The sequence below is a fragment of the Micromonospora tulbaghiae genome, from assembly GCF_900091605.1.
Classification (GTDB): Bacteria; Actinomycetota; Actinomycetes; order Mycobacteriales; family Micromonosporaceae; genus Micromonospora; species Micromonospora tulbaghiae.
Window position 1 is genome coordinate 331395 of the sequence record NZ_FMCQ01000008.1, and the last position, 23050, is coordinate 354444.

23 protein-coding genes and 1 tRNA gene are annotated in these 23050 nt (G+C 71.4%); 10 read left to right on the forward strand and 14 right to left on the reverse strand.

Annotated features, from left to right (window positions below):
* The first annotated feature begins 220 nt into the window (after nt 1-220).
* Together GA0070562_RS23340 and GA0070562_RS23345 are read left to right on the forward strand one after the other, a co-directional pair.
* Entirely contained in the window at nt 221-430 is a 210-nt protein-coding gene (locus tag GA0070562_RS23340; RefSeq protein WP_091425960.1) for a helix-turn-helix domain-containing protein, read from the forward strand.
* 15 nt (nt 431-445) lie between these two features.
* Complete coding sequence (locus GA0070562_RS23345; RefSeq protein ID WP_091425963.1) at nt 446-1663, forward strand: tyrosine-type recombinase/integrase; 1218 nt, start codon at nt 446-448, stop codon at nt 1661-1663.
* 67 nt (nt 1664-1730) lie between these two features.
* Here the strand turns inward: GA0070562_RS23345 and GA0070562_RS23350 are convergent, their stop codons facing one another.
* From GA0070562_RS23350 to GA0070562_RS23360, 3 genes are all read right to left on the reverse strand, one after another.
* Complete coding sequence (locus GA0070562_RS23350) at nt 1731-2825, reverse strand: three-Cys-motif partner protein TcmP (RefSeq protein WP_091425965.1); 1095 nt, start codon at nt 2823-2825, stop codon at nt 1731-1733.
* A gap of 82 nt (nt 2826-2907) precedes the next feature.
* Nucleotides 2908-3684 (reverse strand): DUF5131 family protein, encoded by a 777-nt coding sequence (locus GA0070562_RS23355; RefSeq protein WP_091425967.1) that lies wholly within the window; start codon nt 3682-3684, stop codon nt 2908-2910.
* Between the two features lie 282 nt (nt 3685-3966).
* Nucleotides 3967-4053, reverse strand: a tRNA-Ser gene (locus tag GA0070562_RS23360).
* A gap of 75 nt (nt 4054-4128) precedes the next feature.
* Between GA0070562_RS23360 and deoD the strand changes: the two genes are divergently transcribed.
* The 3 genes from deoD to GA0070562_RS23375 all read left to right on the forward strand — a co-directional run bounded on the left by deoD (nt 4129) and on the right by GA0070562_RS23375 (nt 6050).
* Entirely contained in the window at nt 4129-4836 is a 708-nt protein-coding gene (gene deoD, locus GA0070562_RS23365) for a purine-nucleoside phosphorylase (RefSeq protein ID WP_013289061.1), read from the forward strand.
* 111 nt (nt 4837-4947) lie between these two features.
* Nucleotides 4948-5586, forward strand: coding sequence for a TetR/AcrR family transcriptional regulator (locus GA0070562_RS23370; RefSeq protein ID WP_091425969.1), 639 nt, complete (start codon nt 4948-4950; stop codon nt 5584-5586).
* Nucleotides 5583-6050: an acyl-CoA thioesterase gene (locus GA0070562_RS23375; protein ID WP_091425971.1), complete on the forward strand. Its 468-nt coding sequence runs from the start codon at nt 5583-5585 to the stop codon at nt 6048-6050. Before GA0070562_RS23370 ends, GA0070562_RS23375 begins: the two co-directional genes overlap by 4 nt.
* Before the next feature lie 4 nt (nt 6051-6054).
* Here the strand turns inward: GA0070562_RS23375 and GA0070562_RS23380 are convergent, their stop codons facing one another.
* The 4 genes from GA0070562_RS23380 to GA0070562_RS23390 form a co-directional block, all read right to left on the reverse strand.
* Nucleotides 6055-6498: a nucleoside deaminase gene (locus GA0070562_RS23380; protein ID WP_336624796.1), complete on the reverse strand. Its 444-nt coding sequence runs from the start codon at nt 6496-6498 to the stop codon at nt 6055-6057.
* A 172-nt stretch (nt 6499-6670) separates the two neighbouring features.
* The gene (locus GA0070562_RS23385) at nt 6671-7192 is read right to left on the reverse strand and encodes a tRNA adenosine deaminase-associated protein (protein WP_091425975.1); all 522 of its coding nucleotides are present in this window, start codon (nt 7190-7192) and stop codon (nt 6671-6673) included.
* A gap of 122 nt (nt 7193-7314) precedes the next feature.
* On the reverse strand, nt 7315-7485 hold the full coding sequence (locus GA0070562_RS30375) for a hypothetical protein (RefSeq protein WP_175438845.1): 171 nt from the start codon (nt 7483-7485) through the stop codon (nt 7315-7317).
* A 72-nt stretch (nt 7486-7557) separates the two neighbouring features.
* On the reverse strand, nt 7558-7854 hold the full coding sequence (locus tag GA0070562_RS23390) for a hypothetical protein (RefSeq protein ID WP_091425977.1): 297 nt from the start codon (nt 7852-7854) through the stop codon (nt 7558-7560).
* Nucleotides 7855-8029: 175 nt separating this feature from the next.
* Here GA0070562_RS23390 and GA0070562_RS23395 point away from each other — a divergent pair, with 175 nt between their 5' ends.
* The gene (locus tag GA0070562_RS23395; protein WP_091425979.1) at nt 8030-8770 is read left to right on the forward strand and encodes a M23 family metallopeptidase; all 741 of its coding nucleotides are present in this window, start codon (nt 8030-8032) and stop codon (nt 8768-8770) included.
* 56 nt (nt 8771-8826) lie between these two features.
* Complete coding sequence (locus tag GA0070562_RS23400) at nt 8827-9897, forward strand: PHP domain-containing protein (protein ID WP_091425981.1); 1071 nt, start codon at nt 8827-8829, stop codon at nt 9895-9897.
* Nucleotides 9898-9900: 3 nt separating this feature from the next.
* Here GA0070562_RS23400 and GA0070562_RS23405 read toward each other — a convergent pair whose 3' ends face one another.
* Entirely contained in the window at nt 9901-10875 is a 975-nt protein-coding gene (locus tag GA0070562_RS23405; protein WP_175438846.1) for a DMT family transporter, read from the reverse strand.
* A gap of 73 nt (nt 10876-10948) precedes the next feature.
* Here GA0070562_RS23405 and GA0070562_RS23410 point away from each other — a divergent pair, with 73 nt between their 5' ends.
* A complete protein-coding gene (locus GA0070562_RS23410; protein ID WP_091425984.1) occupies nt 10949-12619 on the forward strand; it encodes a DUF885 domain-containing protein in 1671 nt (556 codons plus the stop codon).
* A gap of 45 nt (nt 12620-12664) precedes the next feature.
* On the opposite strand, the gene GA0070562_RS23415 is transcribed toward GA0070562_RS23410, so the two are convergent.
* The 3 genes from GA0070562_RS23415 to pgfA all read right to left on the reverse strand — a co-directional run bounded on the left by GA0070562_RS23415 (nt 12665) and on the right by pgfA (nt 16471).
* Nucleotides 12665-14221, reverse strand: coding sequence for a DUF6114 domain-containing protein (locus tag GA0070562_RS23415; RefSeq protein WP_091426071.1), 1557 nt, complete (start codon nt 14219-14221; stop codon nt 12665-12667).
* A 77-nt stretch (nt 14222-14298) separates the two neighbouring features.
* A complete protein-coding gene (locus tag GA0070562_RS23420; protein ID WP_091425986.1) occupies nt 14299-14922 on the reverse strand; it encodes a DUF6230 family protein in 624 nt (207 codons plus the stop codon).
* A gap of 391 nt (nt 14923-15313) precedes the next feature.
* On the reverse strand, nt 15314-16471 hold the full coding sequence (gene pgfA, locus GA0070562_RS23425) for a cell envelope lipid trafficking protein PgfA (protein ID WP_091425988.1): 1158 nt from the start codon (nt 16469-16471) through the stop codon (nt 15314-15316).
* A gap of 113 nt (nt 16472-16584) precedes the next feature.
* Between pgfA and GA0070562_RS23430 the strand changes: the two genes are divergently transcribed.
* A complete protein-coding gene (locus GA0070562_RS23430; RefSeq protein WP_091425991.1) occupies nt 16585-17814 on the forward strand; it encodes an acyltransferase family protein in 1230 nt (409 codons plus the stop codon).
* 151 nt (nt 17815-17965) lie between these two features.
* On the forward strand, nt 17966-19144 hold the full coding sequence (locus GA0070562_RS23435; protein WP_091426073.1) for a glycosyltransferase family 4 protein: 1179 nt from the start codon (nt 17966-17968) through the stop codon (nt 19142-19144).
* On the opposite strand, the gene GA0070562_RS23440 is transcribed toward GA0070562_RS23435, so the two are convergent.
* The 3 genes from GA0070562_RS23440 to GA0070562_RS23450 are packed head-to-tail and all read right to left on the reverse strand — an operon-like array spanning nt 19129 to nt 22945.
* Nucleotides 19129-19323 carry a hypothetical protein gene (locus tag GA0070562_RS23440; RefSeq protein WP_091425994.1) on the reverse strand — a complete coding sequence of 65 codons (195 nt, stop codon included), beginning with the start codon at nt 19321-19323 and terminating at the stop codon, nt 19129-19131. The two genes, GA0070562_RS23435 and GA0070562_RS23440, sit on opposite strands and share 16 nt — an antisense overlap.
* 35 nt (nt 19324-19358) lie before the next feature.
* On the reverse strand, nt 19359-21068 hold the full coding sequence (locus tag GA0070562_RS23445) for an MmpA family trehalose lipid delivery protein (RefSeq protein ID WP_091425996.1): 1710 nt from the start codon (nt 21066-21068) through the stop codon (nt 19359-19361).
* Entirely contained in the window at nt 21068-22945 is a 1878-nt protein-coding gene (locus tag GA0070562_RS23450; RefSeq protein ID WP_372443334.1) for a hypothetical protein, read from the reverse strand. The genes GA0070562_RS23445 and GA0070562_RS23450 overlap by 1 nt, the downstream gene beginning before the upstream one ends.
* Nucleotides 22946-23050 lie beyond the last annotated feature (105 nt).

The following is a 23050-nucleotide window of genomic DNA, read 5'->3' on the forward strand; positions in this document are numbered from 1 at the left end:
ACCGCTACCAACCCGCGTAGGTCGGCCCGCTGAGAGCCCCTGAGCCGCACCGACCCATGCCATCACCCCGGCCCGCCCGAAATCTTGGCCCCACGGCGCCCGCAGCGGGCCGCTCTAACGGTCACCGTCGATACGCCTGCTGCATCTAGCAACTGACCCTCGCCCGACGAGAACGCCCGCCACCGGCGCTCTCAACCCACCGGAACCACGGGGAGAAGCCTTGCCCACGCCAGACAACCGTGTCGTCCTGACCATCGAAGAAGCCGCCCAACGACTCGGCATCGGCCGCACCACCATGTACGCCCTCATCAAAACCGGCCAAATCCGCACCGTCACCATCGGCCGCCTCCGCCGCGTCCCCACCTTCTGCCTCGACGAGTACGTGCAGAACCTGCTCGCCGAACCCACCCACCTCGACCACGCCGCCTGACGAAAGGAGCCACCGATGGGACGCAAGCCGAACGGCGCATCCAGCGTCTATCTCGGCGCCGATGGTTCGTGGCACGGTCGGGTGACCGTCGGTGTGAAAGACGACGGGTCCCCAGACCGCCGGCACGTCCGCGGAAAGACCGAAGCCGCTGTCATCAAGAAGGTGCGGCTCCTTGAGCGGGAGCGAGACAGCGGCACAGTCCGCAAGGCCGGCCAGCGCTGGACGGTGAAGACGTGGCTCTCCCACTGGGTGGAGAACATCGCTGCCCCAGCCGTGCGAGAGAACACCCTCGCCGGCTACCGGGTGGCTGTCTACCGGCACCTCATCCCGGGCCTCGGTGCCCACCGGATCGAGCGCCTCGAACCAGAGCATCTGGAGCGCTTCTACCGCCGGATGCAGGAGACCGGCAGCGCCCCGGCGACCGCTCACCAGGCGCACCGCACGATCCGGACCGCGCTCAACGAGGCGGTACGCCGGGGCCACCTGGCCAAAAACCCGGCCAGCCTCGCCAAGGCACCACGCCTGCCAGAAAGCGAGATCGAGCCGTACACAGTCGCCGAGGTACAGCGGCTTATGGCCGCCACCCGTGGCCGACGCAATAGCGTGCGGTGGGCGGTCGCACTCGCCCTTGGCCTACGCCAAGGGGAAGCCCTCGGCCTGCGTTGGTCGGACGTAAATCTCGACGCTGGCACCCTCACCGTCCGGCGCGGCCGGCAGCGGCCAAGATGGGAGCACGGGTGCCGCTCACCGTGCGGCCGGAAGCACGGCGGACACTGCCCCAACCGTCGTCAGGTGCGAGCAGACACCGCCGACACCAAGTCTAGGGCCGGTCGGCGCAGCATCGGCCTCCCTGACGAGCTGGTGGCGCTGCTCCGCAGGCACCGTGACGAGCAGGACCAGGAGCGGCTCACCGCCGCCCAACTCTGGGAGGACGGTGACTGGCTGTTCGCCACGCCGACCGGCGGCCCTGTCAATCCACGCACCGACTACGACGAGTGGAAACGGCTGCTCAAGCTTGCGGGACTGCGAGACGGCCGGTTGCACGACGCTCGGCACACCGCAGCCACCGTGCTGCTGATCCTCGGCGTCGCCGAGCGGGCCGTCATGGGGATCATGGGCTGGTCCAACTCTGCGATGGCGACCCGATATCAGCACCTCACTGCTCAAGTCCGGCGAGACATCGCTCAACAGATTGGTGGCCTGCTCTGGGATGCCGAAGACCGCGGCGACTAGCAGAGGAGGGCCTGGGCTAGCAACGTCGGTGCTAGCCCAGGCCCCACCGGAGCGGTAAGGCTACGGCCTAGCGGGACGGTGCCGGCGCCAGCGAAACCAATGACGCTATCCGCAACGGGCCCCCACCGTCGACGTTGAGTGCACCTTGGTCCCGAAGCGGCTTCAACGCTTCGATGACATGCTCCGGTCGGTAGACGGTCTCAAACAGTGCGAAGTCGCGCAGCTCCTGGACTCGGACGGGTCCGCTCTCCCGAAGTTTTTGAGCAAGCAGTCGGGTCAGTGGCCCGAGCTGCGGTTGATCCAGGTTGAATAACGTCTCGGCCTGCTCGTCCCGAGGATCGCGGAAGCCAACGCCTTGGGTACGGTCAACCTCCCAGAGGCTGTCCTTCATTTTCTGCATCCCGAGACGGTGGCGAGTACCGAAGACGAGATAGAGAGGTTGCCCCTTCTGGGGGATGAGCTCGAAGTCCAGTAGATACGGAAAGCCCGCCTTGTGCAGTGCTTGGCGATAGCAGGTGAGGATATGCCGGCTCTTTGCTGCGGGGGCCAGGTCGGCGACCGTTCGCCAGTTCGGGTCTCCACCGAACACCTCATCAGCCGCTTCGCCCAGGTTGCTGACGAAGCGAACGAAGTGTTGAGGGAACAGGGTAACGATGACCTCGCTTGAGACGTTCGCGGCGAGACGTCTTAGAAGCCGATACGGCACAGGGGCGTTGCCCCAGGAGTCGAGGTTCGCAAAGATCGGCTGACCCCATGCCTTCATGCTGTCGAGGGTCGCCTCCAGGTGCGTGGCACACGTCCCCTTGACGATCTTCACGGGCATCGCCGTGTCCGGCCGCGGACGGTCAGGGAAGACGGCCCTTAGGGTGTTCCATAGCATCGTGACGCAGCGCTGGTCGTCGTCGACGAAGGCGAAGCGAGCAACACCCTTGGTTGGCGGGACCTTCTCAATGAGCGCCCGCATCGCGATGACGGGCGAGCCGTCTTCGCCGCCGCTGTAGACGCCTGGGCCAGAGAAGCCCTCCGCATAGGTGACCGACGGGTATGCGCTAGAGCCGGCGAGCAGGATCGGGAACCATCTCTCAAGATAGCGGCGGTAGATGTCGTGTTTAGCACCCGTATGCGGTGCACATGGCCATGGAACCTCACCGCTGACCGGCATCAGCCCTCCTGACTACTCAAGGTCATGGATCAGTGTCCCATCGCAACCGCCCCGATGGAACTCCCGATTAGGGCTGCACGTCTCAGCTGCGGGCAGCCTCCATCTCCTGAACACCCCTACAGCCAGCCGCGGGCATCGCAGAGTGTTCACGCCCATCGAGACGGCGGCCGCCGGCCTTCGGCGTGCGGCCACCCCACTGCTTAAAGAAAAAGGCAGTCCCGGCTGCGGCGCACTGATCTCTTAGCGCTCGCACCCATGCCGCGTTCACCGGACGGCAGTTGAGCCCAGACTCGCCGCCGGCGATCAACCAATCGATACCGTCCAGGTCCAGATCGAGGAGCGGGCCGAGCAGGGGCTCAGCGGAGACGAAGCGCACGGCGGCGGGCACTTCCCGCAAGTCATCAATGCGACCTACCTCGCTGGCGTCCTCGACGCTCACGCCCATCCATACGTTCGAGGGCCAGTCGAGTTGGTCGGCCACCTTCGCCAGCCTTGAGGCCCGCTTGGTGAGCAATTGGTATGTATGGCGAGGCGTCTCACGCATAACCTCGAACACCTGCTGCACGTAGCCCAACGGCACCCGGGCGTGGAACAAATCAGACATCGAGTTGACGAACACGAGCCGCGGGTCTCGCCACCGACGCGGGACGTCTAACGCGTCCGCATGGACCGCCACGCCAAATCCCGGCCCAGACGTTCGCGGATCGCCATCAGTCTGATACTTAGCCGAGCCCATGGCCTTCAGGCGCTTGGACAGGGCCAGGGCGTAGCAGTTGTCGCAACCCGCGGAGATGCGATCACACCCGGTCGTAGGGTTCCACGTAGCTTCGGTCCACTCGATGGAACTACGATCCGCCACGTCATCACCTCCTCTGATCAGACATCTTGTCGAACATCCGTACGGCACGGAAGGGTCACCTACCGTCACGTCCCATACGGGTGTGAGATGGCTTATGTCATCCGTACAACGCCTCACAGGGCCGAGGGCAGCGCGTTCGACCGGACTAGCCGCACGGACGACCGAAGCAGCAGGCGGCGGGGTCGGGCGCCGATGGACCCCAACTGAGACCGAAACTGAGACCACAAGCGGAACGCCCGGCCGATCCTCGGGGATCGACCGGGCGTTCTCGCTGTTCACGAGCGGTGGCGGCGGGATTTGAACCCGCGGAGGGCGTAAACCCTCACACGCTTTCGAGGCGTGCTCCTTAGGCCGCTCGGACACGCCACCGCCGACGAGGGTACAGGACCACCGGCTTGGACGCCGAACCGGTATCCCTCGGCCCGGCCTGGCAGGATCTTTGCCATGAGTACGCACATCGGCGCTGAGCCGGGAGAGATCGCCGAGCGGGTCCTGATGCCGGGCGACCCGCTGCGGGCCAAGTGGATCGCGGAGACCTACCTGGAGGGGGCCCGCTGCTACACGACGGTGCGCGGCATGCTGGGCTTCACGGGCCGCTGGAACGGCGTTGACGTGTCCGTCCAGGGCTCCGGCATGGGCATGCCGTCCGCCTCGATCTACGCCCACGAACTGGTGAACGAGTACGGCGTGAAGTCGCTGATCCGGGTCGGCTCCTGCGGGGCCCTGACCGAGGATCTGCAGCTGCGCGACGTGGTGGCGGCGATCGGCTCGTCCACCGACTCGAACATGAACCGGATGCGCTTCGACGGGCTGATCGACTACGCCCCGGTGGCCGACTTCGGGCTGCTGCGTACCTCGGTCGAGGTGGCCGAGCGGCGCGGCATCAGCATGCGGGTGGGGCCGATCCTGGCGGCGGACGCCTTCTACACCGACCGGCCGGACCTGTACGACAGGCTCGCCGACTACGGCGTGCTGGCGGTGGAGATGGAGTCGGCGGCGCTCTACACGATCGCGGCGCGCTTCAAGGCCCGCGCGCTCACCATCCTGACCGTCAGCGACCACATCAAGACCGGCGAGAAGACCACGTCGCAGGAGCGGGAGCAGACGTTCGGCCAGATGGTCGAGATCGCCCTGGACACCATCATCGCCTGACCTGATCGACCCTGGACCGCCTCGTCGCCGCAAGGTGGCGGGGCGGTTCGCGTTACCCGCGTCACAAAAATAAATACGACCGGTCGTGCTTATTTCCTCTACGCTGACCGCATGACCTCCGACGGCCGCGTCGCCCGTGGCGACCGCACCCGCACCGCGGTGCTGGACACCGCCGTGGCGCTGGCCACCGAGGTCGGCCTGCACGGCCTCTCCCTGGCCCAGCTCGCCGACCGGCTGGAGGTGAGCAAGTCCGGCCTGTTCGCGCACTGGCGATCCAAGGAGGCGCTGCAACTCGCCACCGTCGACCGGGCCGTCGCGCAGTGGCAGGAGCGGATCCTCGCGCCCGCCCTGCACGCCCCACCGGGTGTCCGCCGGCTGCGCGCGCTGCACGAGGCCCGCATCGACTTCTACGCCGCCCGGGTACTGCCCGGCGGCTGCTTCTTCGCCAACACCGAGTTCGAGTACAACGCCCGTCCCGGCCCGGTCCGGGACCGGCTCGCCGAGGCGTTCGGCAGGTGGACCGCGATCCTCGAACGCCTCGTCCAGGAGGCCGTCGACCTCGGCGAACTTCCCGCCGACCTGGACGTGCCACTGCTGGCGTACGAGATCGACGCGCTGGGGATCAGCGCGGCGATGCGGTCCCGGCTGCTCGACCCGGACGCCACCTACCGGCATGCCCGCCAGGGCCTGCTGAACCGGCTGCGGGCGCTCTGCCCGGATCCGACCCTGCTACCGGAAGGCCAGTCATGAGCCACGCCACCGTCGACCGGCAGGCCGCCGAGTTCGGGCACGTCGCGCACGTGCCGGTGCACTTCGACGACCTCGACGCCATGGGCCTGCTGCACAACGCCCGCTACGCGGTGCTGCTGGAGCGCGCCCTCACGCCCTACTGGGCCGAGCGCGGCGTCGTCTTCCGCGGCGACGTGCACGCCGCCCCCGACGTGTTCCACGCGGTCCGCGAGTTCACCATCACCTACCAGGCGCCGATCATCGGCGTCGGCACTGTGGCTGTGCACTTCTGGCTCGAACACTTCGGCACCAGCAGCGCCCAGTACGCCTTCGAGTTCCGCTCGACCGACGGCACCACCGTGCACGCCACCGGCACCCGGTCGATCGTCCGGCTGGACCCGGCCACGCTGCGCCCGACCGCCTGGACCGAGGTCGGCCGCGCAATCGCCGCGACGCTGCTGCGCCCTGCGCCGGCAAGCGCCTGAGCCCTCAGCGGAAGAACGCGCGCAGCAACGCCGCGCTCTCGTGTTCCAGCACGCCGCCGTACACCTCCGGGCGGTGCGTGACGCGGCGGTCGCGCAGCACGTCCCAGAGCGACCCGACCGCGCCGGTCTTCGGCTCCCAGGCGCCGAACACCACTGTCGAAACGCGGGCCAGCGCGATCGCACCCGCGCACATGGTGCACGGCTCCAGCGTCACGACGAGCGTGCAGTCGTCGAGCCGCCACCGGCCCAGCCGGTGCGCGGCCCGGCGCAGCGCCAGCACCTCGGCGTGTGCGGTCGGGTCGCCGGTCAGCTCCCGCTCGTTGCGCCCGATCGCCAGTTCGGCGCCGTCGGGGCCGTAGAGCACCGCGCCGACCGGCACGTCGTCGGCGTCGGGGGTGGCGTCGTCCGGGCCGGTCACCGCGACCTCCAGGGCCCGGCGCATCCACAGCTCGTGCCGCTGCCGGCGGCCGACCGCACCCGGGTCGGCGAGCGCCTCGTCCGCGCCCGGACCGGCACGCGCGGCCCGGCCGGGCGTGGGCTGCCCCGGCCGTACGGTCTCCAGCGCCGGATCGGTCGCGTCGGCGGGTTCGGCGGCGCCGGGCGTCAGGGAGTCCCCGGGCTCAGACCTCACGCAGCTCCTCGACCTCGTCCACGCAGCCGAGCACCTGGCAGATCTCGGCGGTCACGTCGGCCGGCATGGCGCCCTCGTGCGCGCAGAGCGCCAGCAGCTTCTGCGCCGGAATGCCCAGGTCGGCGAGCAGGTCCGCGTCGCCCACCGGGTCGGCCTCCGGGTCCACAGCGGGCTGCTCGGTGTCGTCGTCGCCGGAGGCGCGCGGCTCGTCGACCTCCTCCAGGCCGGTCACCGAGGTCTTCAGGTCACCGACGAGCAGCGCGCCCAGCCGGGACTCCTCCGCGTACGCCGAGTCCGAGCCGAAGACCCGCAGGTCCTCCCCCTCGTCCAGGCGCAGGACGACCAGGTACGTGTCGTCGGCCTCGACGAACAGCAGTGAGAGGTCGGCGTCCGGCTCGACGTCGCGCAGCCGGTCGGCCACCTCCTCGATGTCGGTGACGCCCCGCAGGCTCACCTCACTCGCGGTCCAGCCGCCGTCGACGCGCGCCACGGCAGCAGCGAAGTACGACACGGTCCCCCCAAATTGGCCTCGGCAGCACGCCGATACGTCACGCGATGCACGTTAACCGGTCGGGTCGGCAGGCGAGCGGTCAACGCCCCGTATGGGCCGGCCGTTCCTGAAGAGAAATCCGGTCAGCCGACGACGCGCCGGCGGGTGGCGATCAGTTGGCGCAGCCGCTCGGTGCGGACCCGCTGCGGCCGCTGGCGCTGCTGTACCGCACGGGCACCGGCCAACTCGGCGAGGAGTTGCAGGCGACGGCGGCTCCGCTCGGGGTCGAGCCGCGGCGGTGTGGTCCAGGCCATACCGCGAGGGTGGACCGTCCTCAGGCGTACGTCAAGGTGGCCTTCGCTACGCAGCGAAACCGGCACCGAAGGTCACCAGAGCGGCCAGTCTCCGGTCTGCGCCCACCGGGTCGCGACGATCGCGGCGGCGATGCTCCAGCCACCCGCGGTGACGATCGCGACGCCCGTCGCCACCCCCCGGTCGCCGTGGCGGACCAGCACCGCGGCGGCCAGCCACGCCAGGCCGCCGGCCAGCAGCGTCCACCAGGCGTAACCGGCCACGCCGCCGCCGACCAGCCCGAACAACAGCAACCAGGCGAACGCGACGAGCGCGCCGACCGCGACACCGGCGCCGGTGATCGGGTACGGCTCGCGGTAGCTGGGCCGCATCGACGTGCTCGACGGAAACAGCCCCGAGGGCGAACGCGGCGGTGGCGGGAACGCCCCCGGACCGGTCCCCTCGGGTCCGCCGTGCCATCCGTGCGTCACCGCCGCCCCCTTTCCCGGACCGTCCGTCCCGCGTTCGGCATTCGTCCCTACGGTAGTGGTCTGTCAGGATGACCGGATGCGCTCGCCATCGATCGGACGCCGCACGCTGCCGGCGTACCCGGTCCTGCTGCTCGTCGCGGCGCTCGCCGCCGGGTGCGGCGCCCCCGCCGGGCGCGCCGACAGGTGGCAGGAACCGAGCCCGGTCGCGACGGCCGCGCAGCCCGCCGAGCCGACCCCGCCGGCCGCCTCCTCGTCGGCGGCGGCGTCGCCGGCGCGCACCGATGTGAAGCGGGTCTTCCCGGTACGGGCCGGCAACGTCGACTACCACCCGACGCACGGCGGCTACCCGGGCACCGACGTGTTCGCCGACTGCGGGGAGCCGGTGGTGGCGGTCACCGACGGCGTGGTCCTGGAGGTGAGCCGCGTCGACCGGTTCGACAAGCGCGGGCCGCTGGGCCCGAACAACGGCGGGCTCTCCGTCTCGCTGCTCGGCGACGACGGGGTGCGCTACTACGGCTCGCACCTGAGCGCGATCACGGCCGGCGTCGAGGCCGGGGTACGGGTGCGCGCCGGGCAGCAGCTCGGCAAGGTGGGCCGCACCGGCAACGCCAACAACGTCTGCCACCTGCACTTCGGCCTGTCCCCGAAGTGCACCGGCGCCGACGACTGGTGGATTCGCCGGGGCGTGGTCTGGCCGGCTCCGTATCTGAACTCCTGGCGCAAGGGCGGCAACCGCTCGCCGGTCGCCGAGGTCACCGCCTGGCAGCGCAAGCACGGCTGCCCGGCCTCGCCCGGCCGGTCCACCCGCGGCGGCTGACCGACTCGCGCCGCGGGGACACGCGGCGGACGGCGTATGCGCGTAGGTTCCAGGGCATGAGTGCCCGGGATCCCATCGCCGACCTGCGCCGGATCGCGTTCCTGCTGGAACGGGCGAACGAGGCCACCTACCGGGTCCGGGCGTTCCGTTCGGCGGCGAAGACGCTCGGCGCGCTGCCCGCCGCCGAGGTGGCCGAGCGGGCCCGTACCGGCAAGCTGACCGAGCTTTCCGGCGTCGGTGACGTGACCGCCCGTTGCGTGGCCGAGTCGCTGGCCGGCGAGGAACCCGTCTACCTGCGCCGGCTCCTCGCCACCGAGGGCACCGACCTGGACGAGGCGGCGGCGAAGCTGCGGGACGCGCTGCGCGGCGACTGCCACACCCACTCGGACTGGTCAGACGGCGGCTCGCCGATCGAGGAGATGGCGCTGGCGGCGGTCGAGCTGGGTCACGAGTACCTGGTGCTCACCGACCACTCGCCGCGGCTCACCGTGGCCCGGGGTCTGACCGCGGAGCGGCTGCGCAAGCAGCTCGACCACGTCGCCGCCGTCAACGAGGCGCTGCCGAAGGGCTTCCGCCTCCTCACCGGCATCGAGGTCGACATCCTCGCCGACGGCTCGCTCGACCAGGACGAGGACCTGCTGGCCCGCCTCGACGTGGTGGTCGGCTCGGTGCACAGCGGCCTCAACGACGACCGGGCGAAGATGACCCGCCGGATGCTGACCGCGATCGCCAACCCGCACCTGGACATCCTCGGTCACTGCACCGGCCGGATGGTCTCCTCCCGGCCCGCCGGGGTGACCGGGCCCGGCGACCGGGGGCACCGGGCGCGTACCCGCAAGGAGAGCGAGTTCGACGCGGACGCCGTCTTCGCCGCCTGCGCCGAGCACGACGTGGCCGTCGAGATCAACTCCCGGCCGGAGCGGCAGGACCCGCCGAAGCGGCTGATCCGCCTCGCGCTGGAGGCCGGGTGCAGGTTCGCGATCGACACCGACGCGCACGCGCCGGGCCAGCTCGACTGGCAGCGCTTCGGCTGCGAGCGGGCCGCGCTGTGCGGCGTACCGGCGAAGCGGGTGGTGAACACCTGGACGGCCGACCGCCTGGTGAAGTGGACGGCCGGCCGCAGCTGAGCGTCAGCCCTGGGCGGCCGGCTCGGCGGCGCGTACGGCGGGCGTCACCGCCTCCGGGCGTGGACGGCGCCGCCCGAACAGACCCTGGGCGACCGCCACGCCGACGAGCACCACGAACGCGCCCACCGGCTGGTGCCAGTTCATCCGCTCACCGAGCACCACCGCGCCGACGAGCACCGCGAACACCGGGATCAGGTACGTCACTGTGGACGCCGTGCTCGCCCCGGCCAGCCGGATGTTGCGCATGTTGATCACGAAGGCGAGCCCGGTGCCGAGCGCGCCGAGCGCCAGCACGCTCACCGCCACGCGCGGGGAGAGGCCGATCGGCGACGGCGGCGTACCGACGAACGGCGCGACCAGCGCGAGCTGCGCGGTCGCCACCAGCAGCTGGGCCGCCGACAGCGACAGGCCGGAGTACGCGCTGCCCGCGACGAACTTCTTCTGGTACGGAATCGCCAGCCCGTAGCAGGCCGCCGCGCCGAAGCACATGAGCTGGCCGACGAAGTGGGCGCCGCCCACGCCCTCCCAGACGCCGAGCACCACGAGCACGCCGACGAAGCCCAGCCCCAGCCCGATCGCACGCCGGGCGGTCAGCCGCTCGGTCCGGAACACCAGCACCGCCAGCGGCAGCACGATCAGCGGCGTGGTGGCGTTCCAGATGCCGGCGAGCATCGACTCGACCCGCTGCTCGCCGTAGCCGAACAGCGTGAACGGCACCGCGACGCCGAACGCGGCCACCACGAGCATGTGCGCCCACACCCGGGGGTCGCGGGGCAGCCGGTCGCGCAGCACGGCCAGCACCACGAGCAGCGTCAGGGCGCCGGTGGCCACCCGGTAGAGGGTGAGGTGCACGGGGTGCAGCTCGGTCACGCCGATCTTGATGAACAGGAAGCTGGAACCCCAGATGGCGGCGAGCGCGACGAACCCGGGCAGCCAGCTCCGTACCGGCGCGCGGTCAGGAGTGATCTCGACCTTCACCCCTGACACTCTGCCGCAGAGGTACGACGAAGTCGCGCGGTATTCCGGATGCGGGGTCACGTAGGGTCGCCTGGTGGGACGAATCGATGACCTCGCCAACCGGTACGTGGCCGAGTGGGCTCCGCTGAGCCCGACCGGCGCCACCTACGTCGGCATCGCCGGCTACGACGACCAGCTCGACGACCTGTCGCCCGAGGGTTACGCGGCCCGCGCCGAGCTGGCCCGCCGCACGCTCGGCGAACTCGACGTGACCGAGCCGGACACCGAGGCGGAGCGGACCGCCCAGGAGGCCATGCAGGAGCGCCTCGGCCTGGAGCTGGCCCGCCACGACGCGGGCGAGACCGGCAGCGAGGTCAACGTGATCGCGAGCGGGCTGCACGAGATCCGGATGGTCTTCGACCTGATGCCGACCGACGGCGAACAGGCCCGGGCGAACGTGGCCGCCCGGCTCAACCGCTTCGCGTCCGCGCTGGACGGCTACAAGCGCACGCTGCGCGAGGCCGCCGCCGCGGGACGGGTCAGCTCGCGGGTGCAGCTCGTCGAGGTCGCCAAGCAGTGCGACGTCTGGGTCGACCCGGAGGGCGACAACTTCTTCCACGGGCTGGTCGAGCGGATCGACGCCGACGGCGCGCTCGGCGCGGAGCTGCGCAAGGGCGCCGCCGCCGCGACCGCCGCCACCGCCGAGTTCGGGCAGTTCCTGCGCACGGAGCTGGCGCCGGTGGGGCGGGAGAAGCAGGCCGCCGGGCGGGAGCGCTACGAACTGGCCTCGCAGTACTTCCTCGGCGCGAAGGTCGACCTGGACGAGACGTACGCCTGGGGTTTCGCCGAGCTGGCCCGGCTGGAGGCCGAGATGCGGGCGGTGGCCGCGCGGATCGCCGGGCGTGGCGCCTCGGTCGACGACGCGGTACGCGTGCTCGACGCGGACCCGGCGCGGACGGTACGCGGCAAGGAGGCGTTCCGGGACTGGATGCAGGCGCTCGCCGACAAGGCGGTCAGCGAGCTGAACGGCACCCACTTCGACATCCCCGAGCAGGTGCGCCGGATCGAGTGCTGCCTCGCGCCGACGAGCGACGGCGCCATCTACTACACCGGTCCGAGCGAGGACTTCTCCCGCCCGGGACGGATGTGGTGGGCGGTGCCGCAGGGCATCACCGACTTCTCCACCTGGCGCGAGGTGACCACCGTCTACCACGAGGGCGTGCCGGGTCACCACCTCCAGGTCGCCCAGACCGCCGTCCGGGCCGACCTGCTCAACCGCTGGCAGCGGCTGCTGTGCTGGGTCTCCGGGCACGGCGAGGGCTGGGCGCTCTACTCGGAGCGGCTGATGGACGAGCTGGGCTACCTCGACGACCCGGGTGACCGGCTCGGCATGCTCGACGGGCAGGCGCTGCGCGCGGCCCGGGTCATCGTGGACATCGGCATGCACCTGGAGCTGGAGATCCCGAAGGACAACCCGTTCGGCTTCCACCCGGGCGAGCGGTGGACGCCGGAGCTGGGCTGGGAGTTCATGCGGGCGCACTGCCGGGTGCCGGACGAGAACCTGCGCTTCGAGTTGAACCGCTACCTGGGCTGGCCCGGGCAGGCGCCGTCGTACAAGGTGGGCGAGCGGATCTGGTTGCAGGCCCGGGAGGACGCGAAGGCCCGCAAGGGCGCCGACTTCGACCTCAAGGAGTTCCACCGCCAGGCGCTCGACCTGGGTTCGCTGGGGCTCGACCCGCTGCGCAAGGCGCTGGCCCGGATCTGAGCCGTGGTCCGGGTGCCGGCGGTGCGTCCGCCGGCACCCGTCGCCCTACGCGCCGAGGGTCAACCGCAGCGGCTCGCCGGTCAACGTGTCGCTGGTGACGTACGCCAGGTCGATGACCGGGTCGGTGAACGTCACCTTGAAGGGCAGCGTGACCGGCAGCCCGTCCGGGAACGGCAGGTCCGGGGTCAGCGTCAGCTTGATGCCGGCGAGCTTGCCGACGAACCGGGTGCAGTAGAACGCGACGTCGTCGCGGACGACGAGCTGAGGGGTCACGTACCGCTGGGTGCGACCGCGTGGACCGTCGGCGACCAGCAGGAAGTCGTCGGTCACCGCCTCCTTCATGCTGAACTTCAGCACCTTGAGCGCGCCCTGCTCGGTCTGCAGGTCGGTGATCCCCTCGAACCGCAGCCCGGTCATGGCCACCTTGGAGCCGGTGAGCTTCGACGGCTGCTGGCCCACCTTCGGCAGGCTCGGGTCGGCGGCGATACGCGGCAGCGGCTTGCCCGGTTCCACCTTGCCGGGCTTCGCCGGTTCCTCCTTGCCCGGCTTGCCCGGCGCCGGGCAGTCGGTCGAGCCGGGACGGGTCGTCGGCTTGCTCGTCGGGGCCGCCGACCCGCTCGCGGTCGGTGTGGGCGAGGGCGTCGCGCTCTTGCCGCTGCCGCCCTTGAACAGGTCGCCGATCCCGTCGAAGAAGTCGGTGATGATGTTGCCTTCCCGTGTCGGGCTCGCGCTCGGCGTCGGGGTGGGCGTGGCGGAGGGTGCGCTCGCGCCGGAGGACGGCGTGGCGGGTTTCGACGGGCAGGCGCTCGCGGCGGGCTTGCTCGGGGCGGCCTGCACCGCCCGCGGCTGTACGGCGAGGCCGGCGGTGGCGAGGCCGAGCACCACGAGGACGATGCCGAAGGTGCGCGGGTCCGCCGAACGGCCCGCCCACTCCGGCGGGCCGCCGTCGGATCCGGCCGCCTGCCCGTTCACCGACTGCCGAGGGACCGGCCGCTCCCCGCCCGGCCGCTCGGCAGTCGGCTGCTCGACGGCCGGACGGACGCCGACCGGCACCTCGACGGTCGGCCGCTCGTCCGCGGGCTGCGCGTCCACGGCCGTCTCGGGCTCGTCGTCCACCGTGGTGCCGGGCTCGTCTGTGCCGGGCTCGTCGGTGCCGGGCTCGTCGGTGCCGGGCTCGGCCTCGGCCGCTTCGGCGCCGGCGGGACCGGCCGGCGGGGTCGGCACCCAGGCGAACGCGAGCGCGCTGCCCAGAATGCCGAGCAGCAGGCCGACGAAGAAGCCGCCGAGGTTGAGCCCGATCAGGGAGTAGACGGCGGTGATCGCCGCGACGATCGAGTAGAACAGCCGCTGCGCCGGACTGAGCCAGAGCAGCACCCCGCAGGTCACGAGAATGCCTGGGATCAGCAGGGAGAGCAGGCCGGTGGCGCCGCTGCTGAAGCTCAGGCCGTTGAGGGTCAACCGGGTGGAGGCGAGCATCTCCACCCCGGCCAGGATGATGAACAGGCCGCCCCAGAACGGCCGGCTCCGCTGCCAGCGGCGGAAGGTCCGCCAAGCCCGGGCCGCGGTGCCGAGCCGGGCGTGGGACGGTTCGACGGTTGTCACGTACTCCTCCTGGCGGAGCGGGGACGGGGACGGTGGGGCGGGCCCGCGGTGGTCGGCCACCGCGGGCCGTGCTCAGCTCAGAAGCACTCCTTGCCCTTGGCGTCGTCGCCCACGTTGACCTTGAGCCGGAGCCCGACCAGGTTGAACGTCGAGGAAGTGGTGTAGCGGGACACCTGCTTCAGTTCGCGGATGGTCACCCGGTCGGAGTTCTGGCCGAACGAGCCCCGCTGCGCCGTCGGGTTGAGGTCGCTGGCGTCGCGGCCGATCTGGATGTTGGTGAAGGTGGCGTTGCCCTCGAGCGAGTCCATCGCGATCACGAGGTCCTTGGCCCGGGCGGGGTCCTTGCCCTCACCGGCGTTGATGGTGAGCACCACCGGCAGGCCGGGCAGGTCGGCGCGGACGGACTGGCAGAGCTTGTACAGGTCGGCGCTGCTGATCTCGGCCATCGCGACCGGGCGCGTCGCGCCGGCCTTGCCGTCCTCGCCCTTCTCGCGGACGATGCCGCCGTACTGCTTGAAGCCCTCGCCCTCCAGGCGCTCGGCGCCGATCTTGAACGTCTGCCCGGACACGGTGATGTCGGAGGCGATGGCGCCGGTCGACATGCCGAACAGGATGGCACCGGCGGCGGCCGTGGTGGGCACGATCATGGCGGCGAACCGCCGCCACCGGGTGCGACCCTGGTTGTCGAGCCGATTCTGCACGGGTTCCTCCTCGAACGAATGTGCGCGGCGGCCGGTTCGAACCGGCGGCCCGCGCCGGGCCCGTCCTCTGTTACCGACGGGTAACGATCGAGCCTGATCGTGCACCCGATGCGGTGTAGCTCACAACCCCCCGATTACCCGGCGGTAACACCGAGATGGGACGCGGAGATGACGGGGCGTCACGAAATCCCAGGCCAGGCGGGGCGACGAGGGCGAAATGTCGCGCCAAACCGGGCATAGATGATGGTGAACGCGACGGAAAGTCACTGGATATCTCGCCGTTACAATCGAGTAACGAATGTAAAGTACGGTCGCCCGCATGGGAGATCTTCACGACGGAGGGGTGGACCGCACTGCGGTCCACCCCTCCGTCGTGCTTCCGGCGTACCGGTCAGCGGCGCTCCACCTCACCGGCGCCCGAGCGCTGGCCCGGCACCGACGGATCGTCGGACCGCCAGTTCGTCGACGCCGGCGGGATCTCGTCGTCGAGCGGGCCACCCACGGGCTCCTGGTCGACGCGGGTGGGCGTCGGGTCGGAGGCCGGCGCGTCCGCGCGGTGTCGGGCGTTGCCGTCGCCCTTGGGCCGGGTCACCAGCCACACGCCCGCGATCAGGGCGATCAGGCCGAGCACAGCGGCGATGATCGGGCCCCAGACACTGATCATGCCGATCTTGAAACGGTTGTCCTTCACCGTCTCGACGCTGCGGCTGATCGTGTCGTCGTTGTAGTTGAAGTCCGCGTCCAGCAGCACGGTCGGGGCGCCGGTGTCCGGACGCAGCTCCTTGTACTGCTGCTCGCGCACCTTGACGTAGGCGCCGGTCACCGGGTCGACCCAGAGCGTACGGGTGTTGCTGTAGACGACCTGGCCGGTGGTCGCGGTCGGCGCGAACTTGCCCAGCAGCGTCTTGACGCTGTCCGCCGGGGTGTTCAGCGGCTCGTTCTCGATCCGCTGCTCGAAGCGGTACGTCTCGACGCCCTTGATCTTCTCGGTGCCGGTGAACCGCGCCGGGAACGTCTTCTTCAGGTCGCGGTCGAACACCTGGTAGTCACGCTTGCCGGTGCCGAACGGGAACTTGTAGATCTGGCCGGAGTAGCGCACGTTGCCGACCGGGGTCTGCTCCGCGCCGGACTCGTTGAGCCACTGCTCGTCCCACGGCGCCGCCGCGCCGGAGATCCGGTACAGCGCCAGCTCGGTGCTGTACTGGCTGATCACATCCTGGTTGTCGCTGCGCTTGACCGTCTGGAAGACGTTCCAGATGACCGCGTCGCCCTTCAGCTCCTTGGGCACGCGGTCCTTGGTGTCCTCCGGCTGCGGGATGACCTCGATGCTGGACACGAGGTCGGCCTGCGGCACCTCGATGCTCACCGCGCCGGCTTCGGACTTGATCTGTAGGAACTTCGCGCCCTTCGCCTCCGCGACGGACGTCGTTGGTTCCAGGTCATAGGGCAGCTTGGTCACGGCAGGGGCCACGTAGAACGGCAGCCCGGCCGCGAAGACCAGCAACAAGACACCTAGCCCGAAGAGCGCGGCGCCCACGCGAAGCTTCACTCATCCTCCTGTAACCTGCCGCCCTACGGTCTGTCGTCCGGGGCACCCGATCCTTAGCATTGGCGGGAGGTTACTCCCCAGTCACCTTCAAAAGCGACCCCCTGGATGTCCAGATGTCCACAGCCACCACGCCAACAACCCCGGAGCCATCGGTAACGGGCCGTCTTCCCGCCCTCGACGCGCTGCGAGCGATCGGCGCGGTGGCGGTCGTCGGTCACCACGTCGGCTTCCAGACCGCCGTCACCATGAACACCACGTGGGGCGGCTGGTTGGCGCGTCTGGACGTGGGCGTGGCGATCTTCTTCGTGCTGTCCGGCTTCCTGCTGTTCCGCCCGTGGGCGCTCAGCGTCGCGACCGGACGGCCGCGGCCCCGCACCAAGCGGTACTTCTGGCGCCGCGCGCTGCGGATCCTGCCCGCGTACTGGCTGGCGGTGGTGGTCTGTTTCGTCGTCCTGCCCGGCAACCACCCGGTGTCGGCGGGTGACTGGCTGCGCCACCTCACGCTCACCCAGATCTACGAAGCCGGCCAGCTCGGGCACGGGCTCAGCCAGACCTGGAGCCTCGCCACCGAGGTCGTCTTCTACCTGCTCCTGCCGCTGATCGCCGTGCTCGCCGTGGGCCGGACGTGGCGTCCCGTCCGCACCGTGCTGCTCGCCTCCTCCGGGGCGTTGCTGACCCTCGCATGGGTCGCCATGATGGGCGCCGGCTGGCTCGACGGCGCGCTGCACACGATGTGGTTCCCCTCGTACGGCGCCTGGTTCGGCGGCGGCATGGCGCTCGCCGCGGCACACGTGGCCCTGCGTACCGGCACCGCGCCGGCCGCCTTCCGCGTGCTCGACGACCTCGCCTCGGCGCCGCTCGCCTGCTGGGCGGCCGCGGTCGCGGTGATGGCGATCGCGACGACGCCGATCGCCGGTCCGCGCGACCTGACCAGCCCGACCGCCACCGAGTTCGGCACCAAACTGGCGCTCTACCTCCTGATCGCCGTCCTGATCACGATCCCGGTGGCGTTCGGCGGGCCGACCCGGGCGAAGGAGGCCTTCAGCAGCGGGTGGGCGCGGTGGATGGGCCACGTGTCGTACGGCCTGTTCCTGTGGCACCCGCTGGTCATCGAGCTGATCTACCTGCTCGACGACCGGCCGCTGTTCACCGGCGGATTCGTCAACACCTTCGCCCTGACCATGGTCTTCGGCCTGGCGTACGCCGCGGTCAGCTACTACGGCGTCGAGCGCCCCCTCCAGACGCTCGGCACGCAGAGCCGCCGCCGGCCGACCGGGCGTGGGCCGGCATCCGGGACATCAGCCGTCCCGGCCACCACACCGGACGTCGCGGCGCCCGCCTAGCTGTCACGCACCGCTCACCTTCCGTGACCCGGCACCGGCCGGACGGCCGACGCCGCCGGTCGGGGCATTGCCGGGCGCAGGCCCAGCCCTTAATGTGACGCGCACCGCTAAATTACTTGAGAGTAGGGTTCGCGTGGAGCGTCGCTTCGGCATGCCCGGACACGTGCTGTTCCTCAACTGGCGAGACACTCGCAACCCCGAGGGCGGCGGTTCCGAGGTGTACGTGGAACGGATCGCCGCCGAGCTGGTGGCGCGCGGATTCCGCGCCACCCTGTTCTGCGCCGCGCACCGCGAAGCCCCCGCCGACGAGGTCAACGACGAGGGCATCCGGTTCGTCCGGCGCGGCGGCCGGCACACCGTCTACCTCTGGGCCGCGCTCTGCTACCTGGCCGGGGCGTTCGGCCTCGGCCCGCTCGCCGCGCGGCGGGGCGGCCGGCCGGACATCCTCGTCGACGTCTGCAACGGCCTGCCGTTCCTCTCCCCGCTCTGGGCCCGGCGCCCGGTGGTCAAGCTGATCCACCACGTGCACCGCGAGCAGTGGCCGGTGGTCCTGCCGCAGTGGGCCGCCCGGTTCGGCTGGTGGGTCGAGTCGTCGCTGGCGGTACGCGTCTACCGGCGCTGCCGGTACGTCACCGTGTCCGAGGCGACCCGGCGTGAACTCGCCACCCTCGGCGTACCGCCGGAGCAGGTCTCGGTGGTCTACAACGGCACGCCGGAGCTGCCCCGAACCGACGCCGAGCGCGCCCCGTTCCCGCTGCTCGTGACGCTCAACCGCCTGGTGCCGCACAAGCGGGTGGAGGTGGCGCTGCGCGCGGTCGCGGCGCTCGCCGACGAGCTGCCCCAGCTCCGGCTTGTGGTTGCCGGGCAGGGCTGGTGGGAGTCGCACCTGCGCGAGGTCGCCGACGAGCTGGACATCACCGACCGGGTGGACTTCCGGGGCTTCGTGACGGAGGAGGAGAAGGCCGCGCTGCTCGCCTCGGCCTGGGTCGCCCTGACGCCGTCGCTCAAGGAGGGCTGGGGGCTGACGATCGTGGAGGCCGGCGCTGCGGGTACACCGACAGTGGCGTTCCGGGAGGCGGGTGGCGTCGCGGAGGCGGTGGTCGACGGGCGTACCGGCCTGCTGGCCGACGACATCGACGACTACCTGGCGAAGGTGCGCGCGCTGCTGCACGACGACGAGATGCGTCAGGAGATGGGCGCCCAGGCCCGGCGGCACGCGGCGAACTTCACCTGGCCGGTGGCGGGGGAACGCTTCGCGACCCTGCTGGAGACTGCGGACTCGCCCCGCCCGGTCCAGCGGCGGGGCGACCCGTCCTACCTGTTGCCGTAGACCTCGGGGGCGTACGGGTCCTGCTTCCCGGCCCGCTTGGCCGCCTCCGTGGCGTTACGCGCCTCGGTCGCGGCCTCCTCCGCCGTGGCGGTCGCGGCGGCCGAGAGCCCGCCGAGGGCCAGGACCCCGAGCAACGCCGCCACCAGGCCGGACACGACAAGGGTCAAAGCTCTACGCATGCCATTCCTCCGATGGTGAGACGTGCGAGCGGACGTTACCACGCAGTAGCTCGCCGGCGTAGGGTCGAAAAGGCGGCAGCCATGACCGCCAGAACGGCAGTTCCGCACGCGAGCACGACCAGCCAGCGGCTCGCTCCGGCCCGCGGCGGCGAATCCGAGGCGGCCGGGTTCCGGTAGAGGCTCAGCGACTCCCCCTCGTACCGGAGGTCGAGACCGGCCAGGACGGCCGGGTCCACTGTGCTCGGTGTGCCGTGCTGCACCACCACCCAGCGCACGCCGGTGGCCGAGACCGGCCGCCCCTCGGCAAGCACCCGGCGCACCTCGCGCAGGCGCGGATTCTCGCCGGCCACCGCGACGTCGTCGACCACGAGCGTGTCGTCGGTGAGCACGGTTCCCGGCAGATAGCGGGGCGCCGGGTCCAGCACCACCCGGCCCGGGTTCCACGGATAGGCCCGGTAGGTGGTCAGCGGCAGGGCGAGGATCTCACCGGGATCGTCGGGCAGGCGCTCGGCGACCGCCCGCCAGTCCGCCGGGTAGCGCACCGGACTGATCCGGCCGGCCCCGCCGAACGCCAGGTCCGGCATCGCGGCCACCGGCAGGAGCAGCAGCCCGGCCAGCACGATCCCGCCCACCTCGCGGTCGATCCGGGCAACCAGCCGTTCGGCGCCGAGCGCCGCGCACACCACCAGCACGAGGGCGTACGGCGCGAGGAACTTCTGCCCGTCGCGGAGCAGCCCCGCCCCGGGCACGTGCGCCACCGCCCAGCTCAGCGCCGCGTTGCCGCCGGGCAGCACGGCGAGGGCGGCCAGCAGGTACGCGCCGCCGGCCAGCACGCCCAGCCGTACCGCCGCGCCCGCCGGCAGCCGACGCCGCAACAGGCCGGCGCCGACCACGGCCAGCACCACGAGCACCACTGTCGCCAGCGGGGCCAGCGTGGCGGACCGGCTGGCCGGAGTGGCCTGCACGTTCCAGATGCCGCCGGTGCCCGCGAGCGCCACCAGCGGGCCCGCCCAGTTCTCTGCGCGCGCCGCGAACGCCGCCACGCCGGCCGGGTCGGACGTGCCGCCCGCGCCGGTGACCAGGGCCGCCACGATCCACGGGGCGTTGAGCAGCGCGACACCGCCCACCGCGACCGCGGACAGCCGGAGCCGCGCCCGGTCCGTCGCCAGCGCCAGCACCGTCGCCAGCGCGATCAGGCCGCCGGTCGGGGTGATCGCGGCGGGAGCGGCGAGCAGCACCACCCGGGCGAGCGCGCCGTCACGGCCCGCCCGCAGGTCCAGCGCCGCCCGCACCAGCCAGGGCAACGCGGCGTACGCCAGCAGCAGCCCCCACTGCCCGATCAGCAGCCGCTCGGCCAGGTACGGCGTCCACGCGTACGCCACCGCGGCGACCAGCCGCACCGCACGCCGCTGCGTCGGCACCAGCCGTCCGGCGCCCACGGCGGCGAACAGGACCGCCCCGGCCAGCGCCACCCGCTGCACCACCCAGCCCGGCACGAGCTGGGTCACCAGCGAGACCAGCGCGTCCATCGGCACCGCCCGGGGCAGGCTCTGCGCCGGGGCCACCAGATCCCAGCTCAGCGGCTGCCGGGGGACGAACACCATGTCGTACCGCAGCGCGTAGCCCGGCGCCGCGAGCGGAGCCAGGATCAACGCGGTGACGACGACCGCCCCGAGGTACAGCGGCAGCGTCTCCCGCCACCGCCGGACCGCGGGGCCGCCGGCCTCGGCGGGGCGTCCGGTCATTACGGCTTCGGCACCGCCCGGCCGATGGTGACGAGGTTGGTGCACAACCTGACGCCCGGCGTGTTCACGGTCAGCTCGACGGCGGACCCGGCGCCCTCCAGCATGAAGAACACGTCGTTCAGACCGCTCTTGAGCGTGAGTTCCCGGGTGGCGTCGCCGAGCTTGAACACCGCCGTCGAGTCACCGGAGCTGACGTAGCCGAAGTGCACGACGTACGGCCACTCCACCAGATAGCCGTCCATCGGGATCCGGACGGTCCGGCCGCCCTCGGCCAGGTGCCCGCAGCCCTCCACGGTGCCGGGCGCGACCTTGCGTCCCTCGACTACGACCGGACGGATCCGGCCGTTCTCGTCGAACGTCGACGGCTTCTCGCTCATCGTCACGAACGTCGGCCGACGGTCCGCCGGGCGGAAGAAGTGGGACTGGAGGTTGTCCGGCCAGAAGTATCCGGCAACGACCCGGCCCGGGACGGTCGTGTCGAAGAAGACGGTGCCGGGCGGCGCGGCGGCCAGCTCGGCCTGCGTCGTGGCCAGGTAGTCCCGCCCGTGCTTGATGCTCCAGTTGTCGCCGAACCGCGCGGTGCTCCACAGCGTGCCCACCCCGATGGTGGCCAGCAGCACGACCATCGAGACAAGACCCACGGCGAAGGCGCCCGGCTCCCGCAGCACAGTCGGCAGCGGCCACGCGGAGACGTCGTCCTCGTCGCTGTCCTTCATCCCGAGCAGCGCCACCCCGACGCAGATCGCGGCCACCAGCACCACGTCCGCGACGTACCGGGGGACGACGCCGACCAGCGGCCCCAGCGGTCCGCCGAGCCGGGTCACCGCGAACAGCGCCGCGACCAGGCCGAGGTAGCAGGCGAGCAGCAGCCAGGCCCGCCCGGCGGACGGCCGCCGCCGCACGGTGACCACGACCAGCGCCGCGAGCACCGCCCAGGACAGCCACTTCGCGATGTCGTACGGGTCGGACAGCGGCGGCCCGTCACCGGCGTACGTCCAGCGCCACGGCCCGCCGAGCAGGCCCGGCACCACCGTGTCGCCGATCAGGTCGCCCAGGAAGGAGAAGACCTGCCCGACCGAGGTGGGCTCGTCCAGCCCCCGGGCCGGGCGGGTCAGGTAGTACGCCAGGTACGCCCCGGACAGCACGGTGAGCATCAGCCACGCCGGCCAGAACCGCACGACGGTGGTCACCAGGCTGCGCCACGCACGGCCCTTGGTGAACAGGAACGCGGTCAGCAGGAACAGCAGCGGCACGATCAGCAGCGCCTTGGTGTCGAAGAGCAGGCCGAACACCAGCCAGAACGCGACCAGGACGAGATGCCGTCTCCGGCCGGTGCGCACGTACCGGACCTGGGCCGCCACCGCGAGGACCAGGGCGAGTTGCGGCGGCAGCACCAGCAGCCCGACCAGCCACAGCGACGACACCTCGAGCGTCAGCGGGCTGAACAGGAACAGGCTCAGCGGGACGAGCAGCCCCCAGCCGGGCCGCAGCAGGTCACGGAGCAGCCGGTAGAGGGCGATCCCCACCGCCGCCTGCCCGGCCGCCAGCAGCAGGATCCACGGCCAGCCGGCGAAACCGGCCGCCCGGACCATCAACCAGGCGACCGCGAGCCCGCCCGGCATGAGGTGGTTGTTGAACGTGCCCAGCAGGTAGTCCGGGTCCAGCCGGGTGTCGAGCACCTGCGCGGCGATGACGAACTCGTCCTGCGAGAACCAGCCACGCGCGGCCAGCCCGGCGCGCGACGCGACGGACACGATGATGAGGGCGATCGCGACCGCGCGGACGCGGTCGGCGGCTATCCAACGACCGAGTGGTCCGGGTCCGTCGTCCTCCGCGCCGACGGCTGCCGGATGCGTCTCGGCCGCTGCTTGTGGCATTGACATGGTCGGCAGCCTGCCACACGCTTACACGCCGTGGGGACGGCCGTTCTCCTGATAACGCCCCGCAGCGCCCCCAGGTCGCCGCCGCGCGTCCGGTCCGGA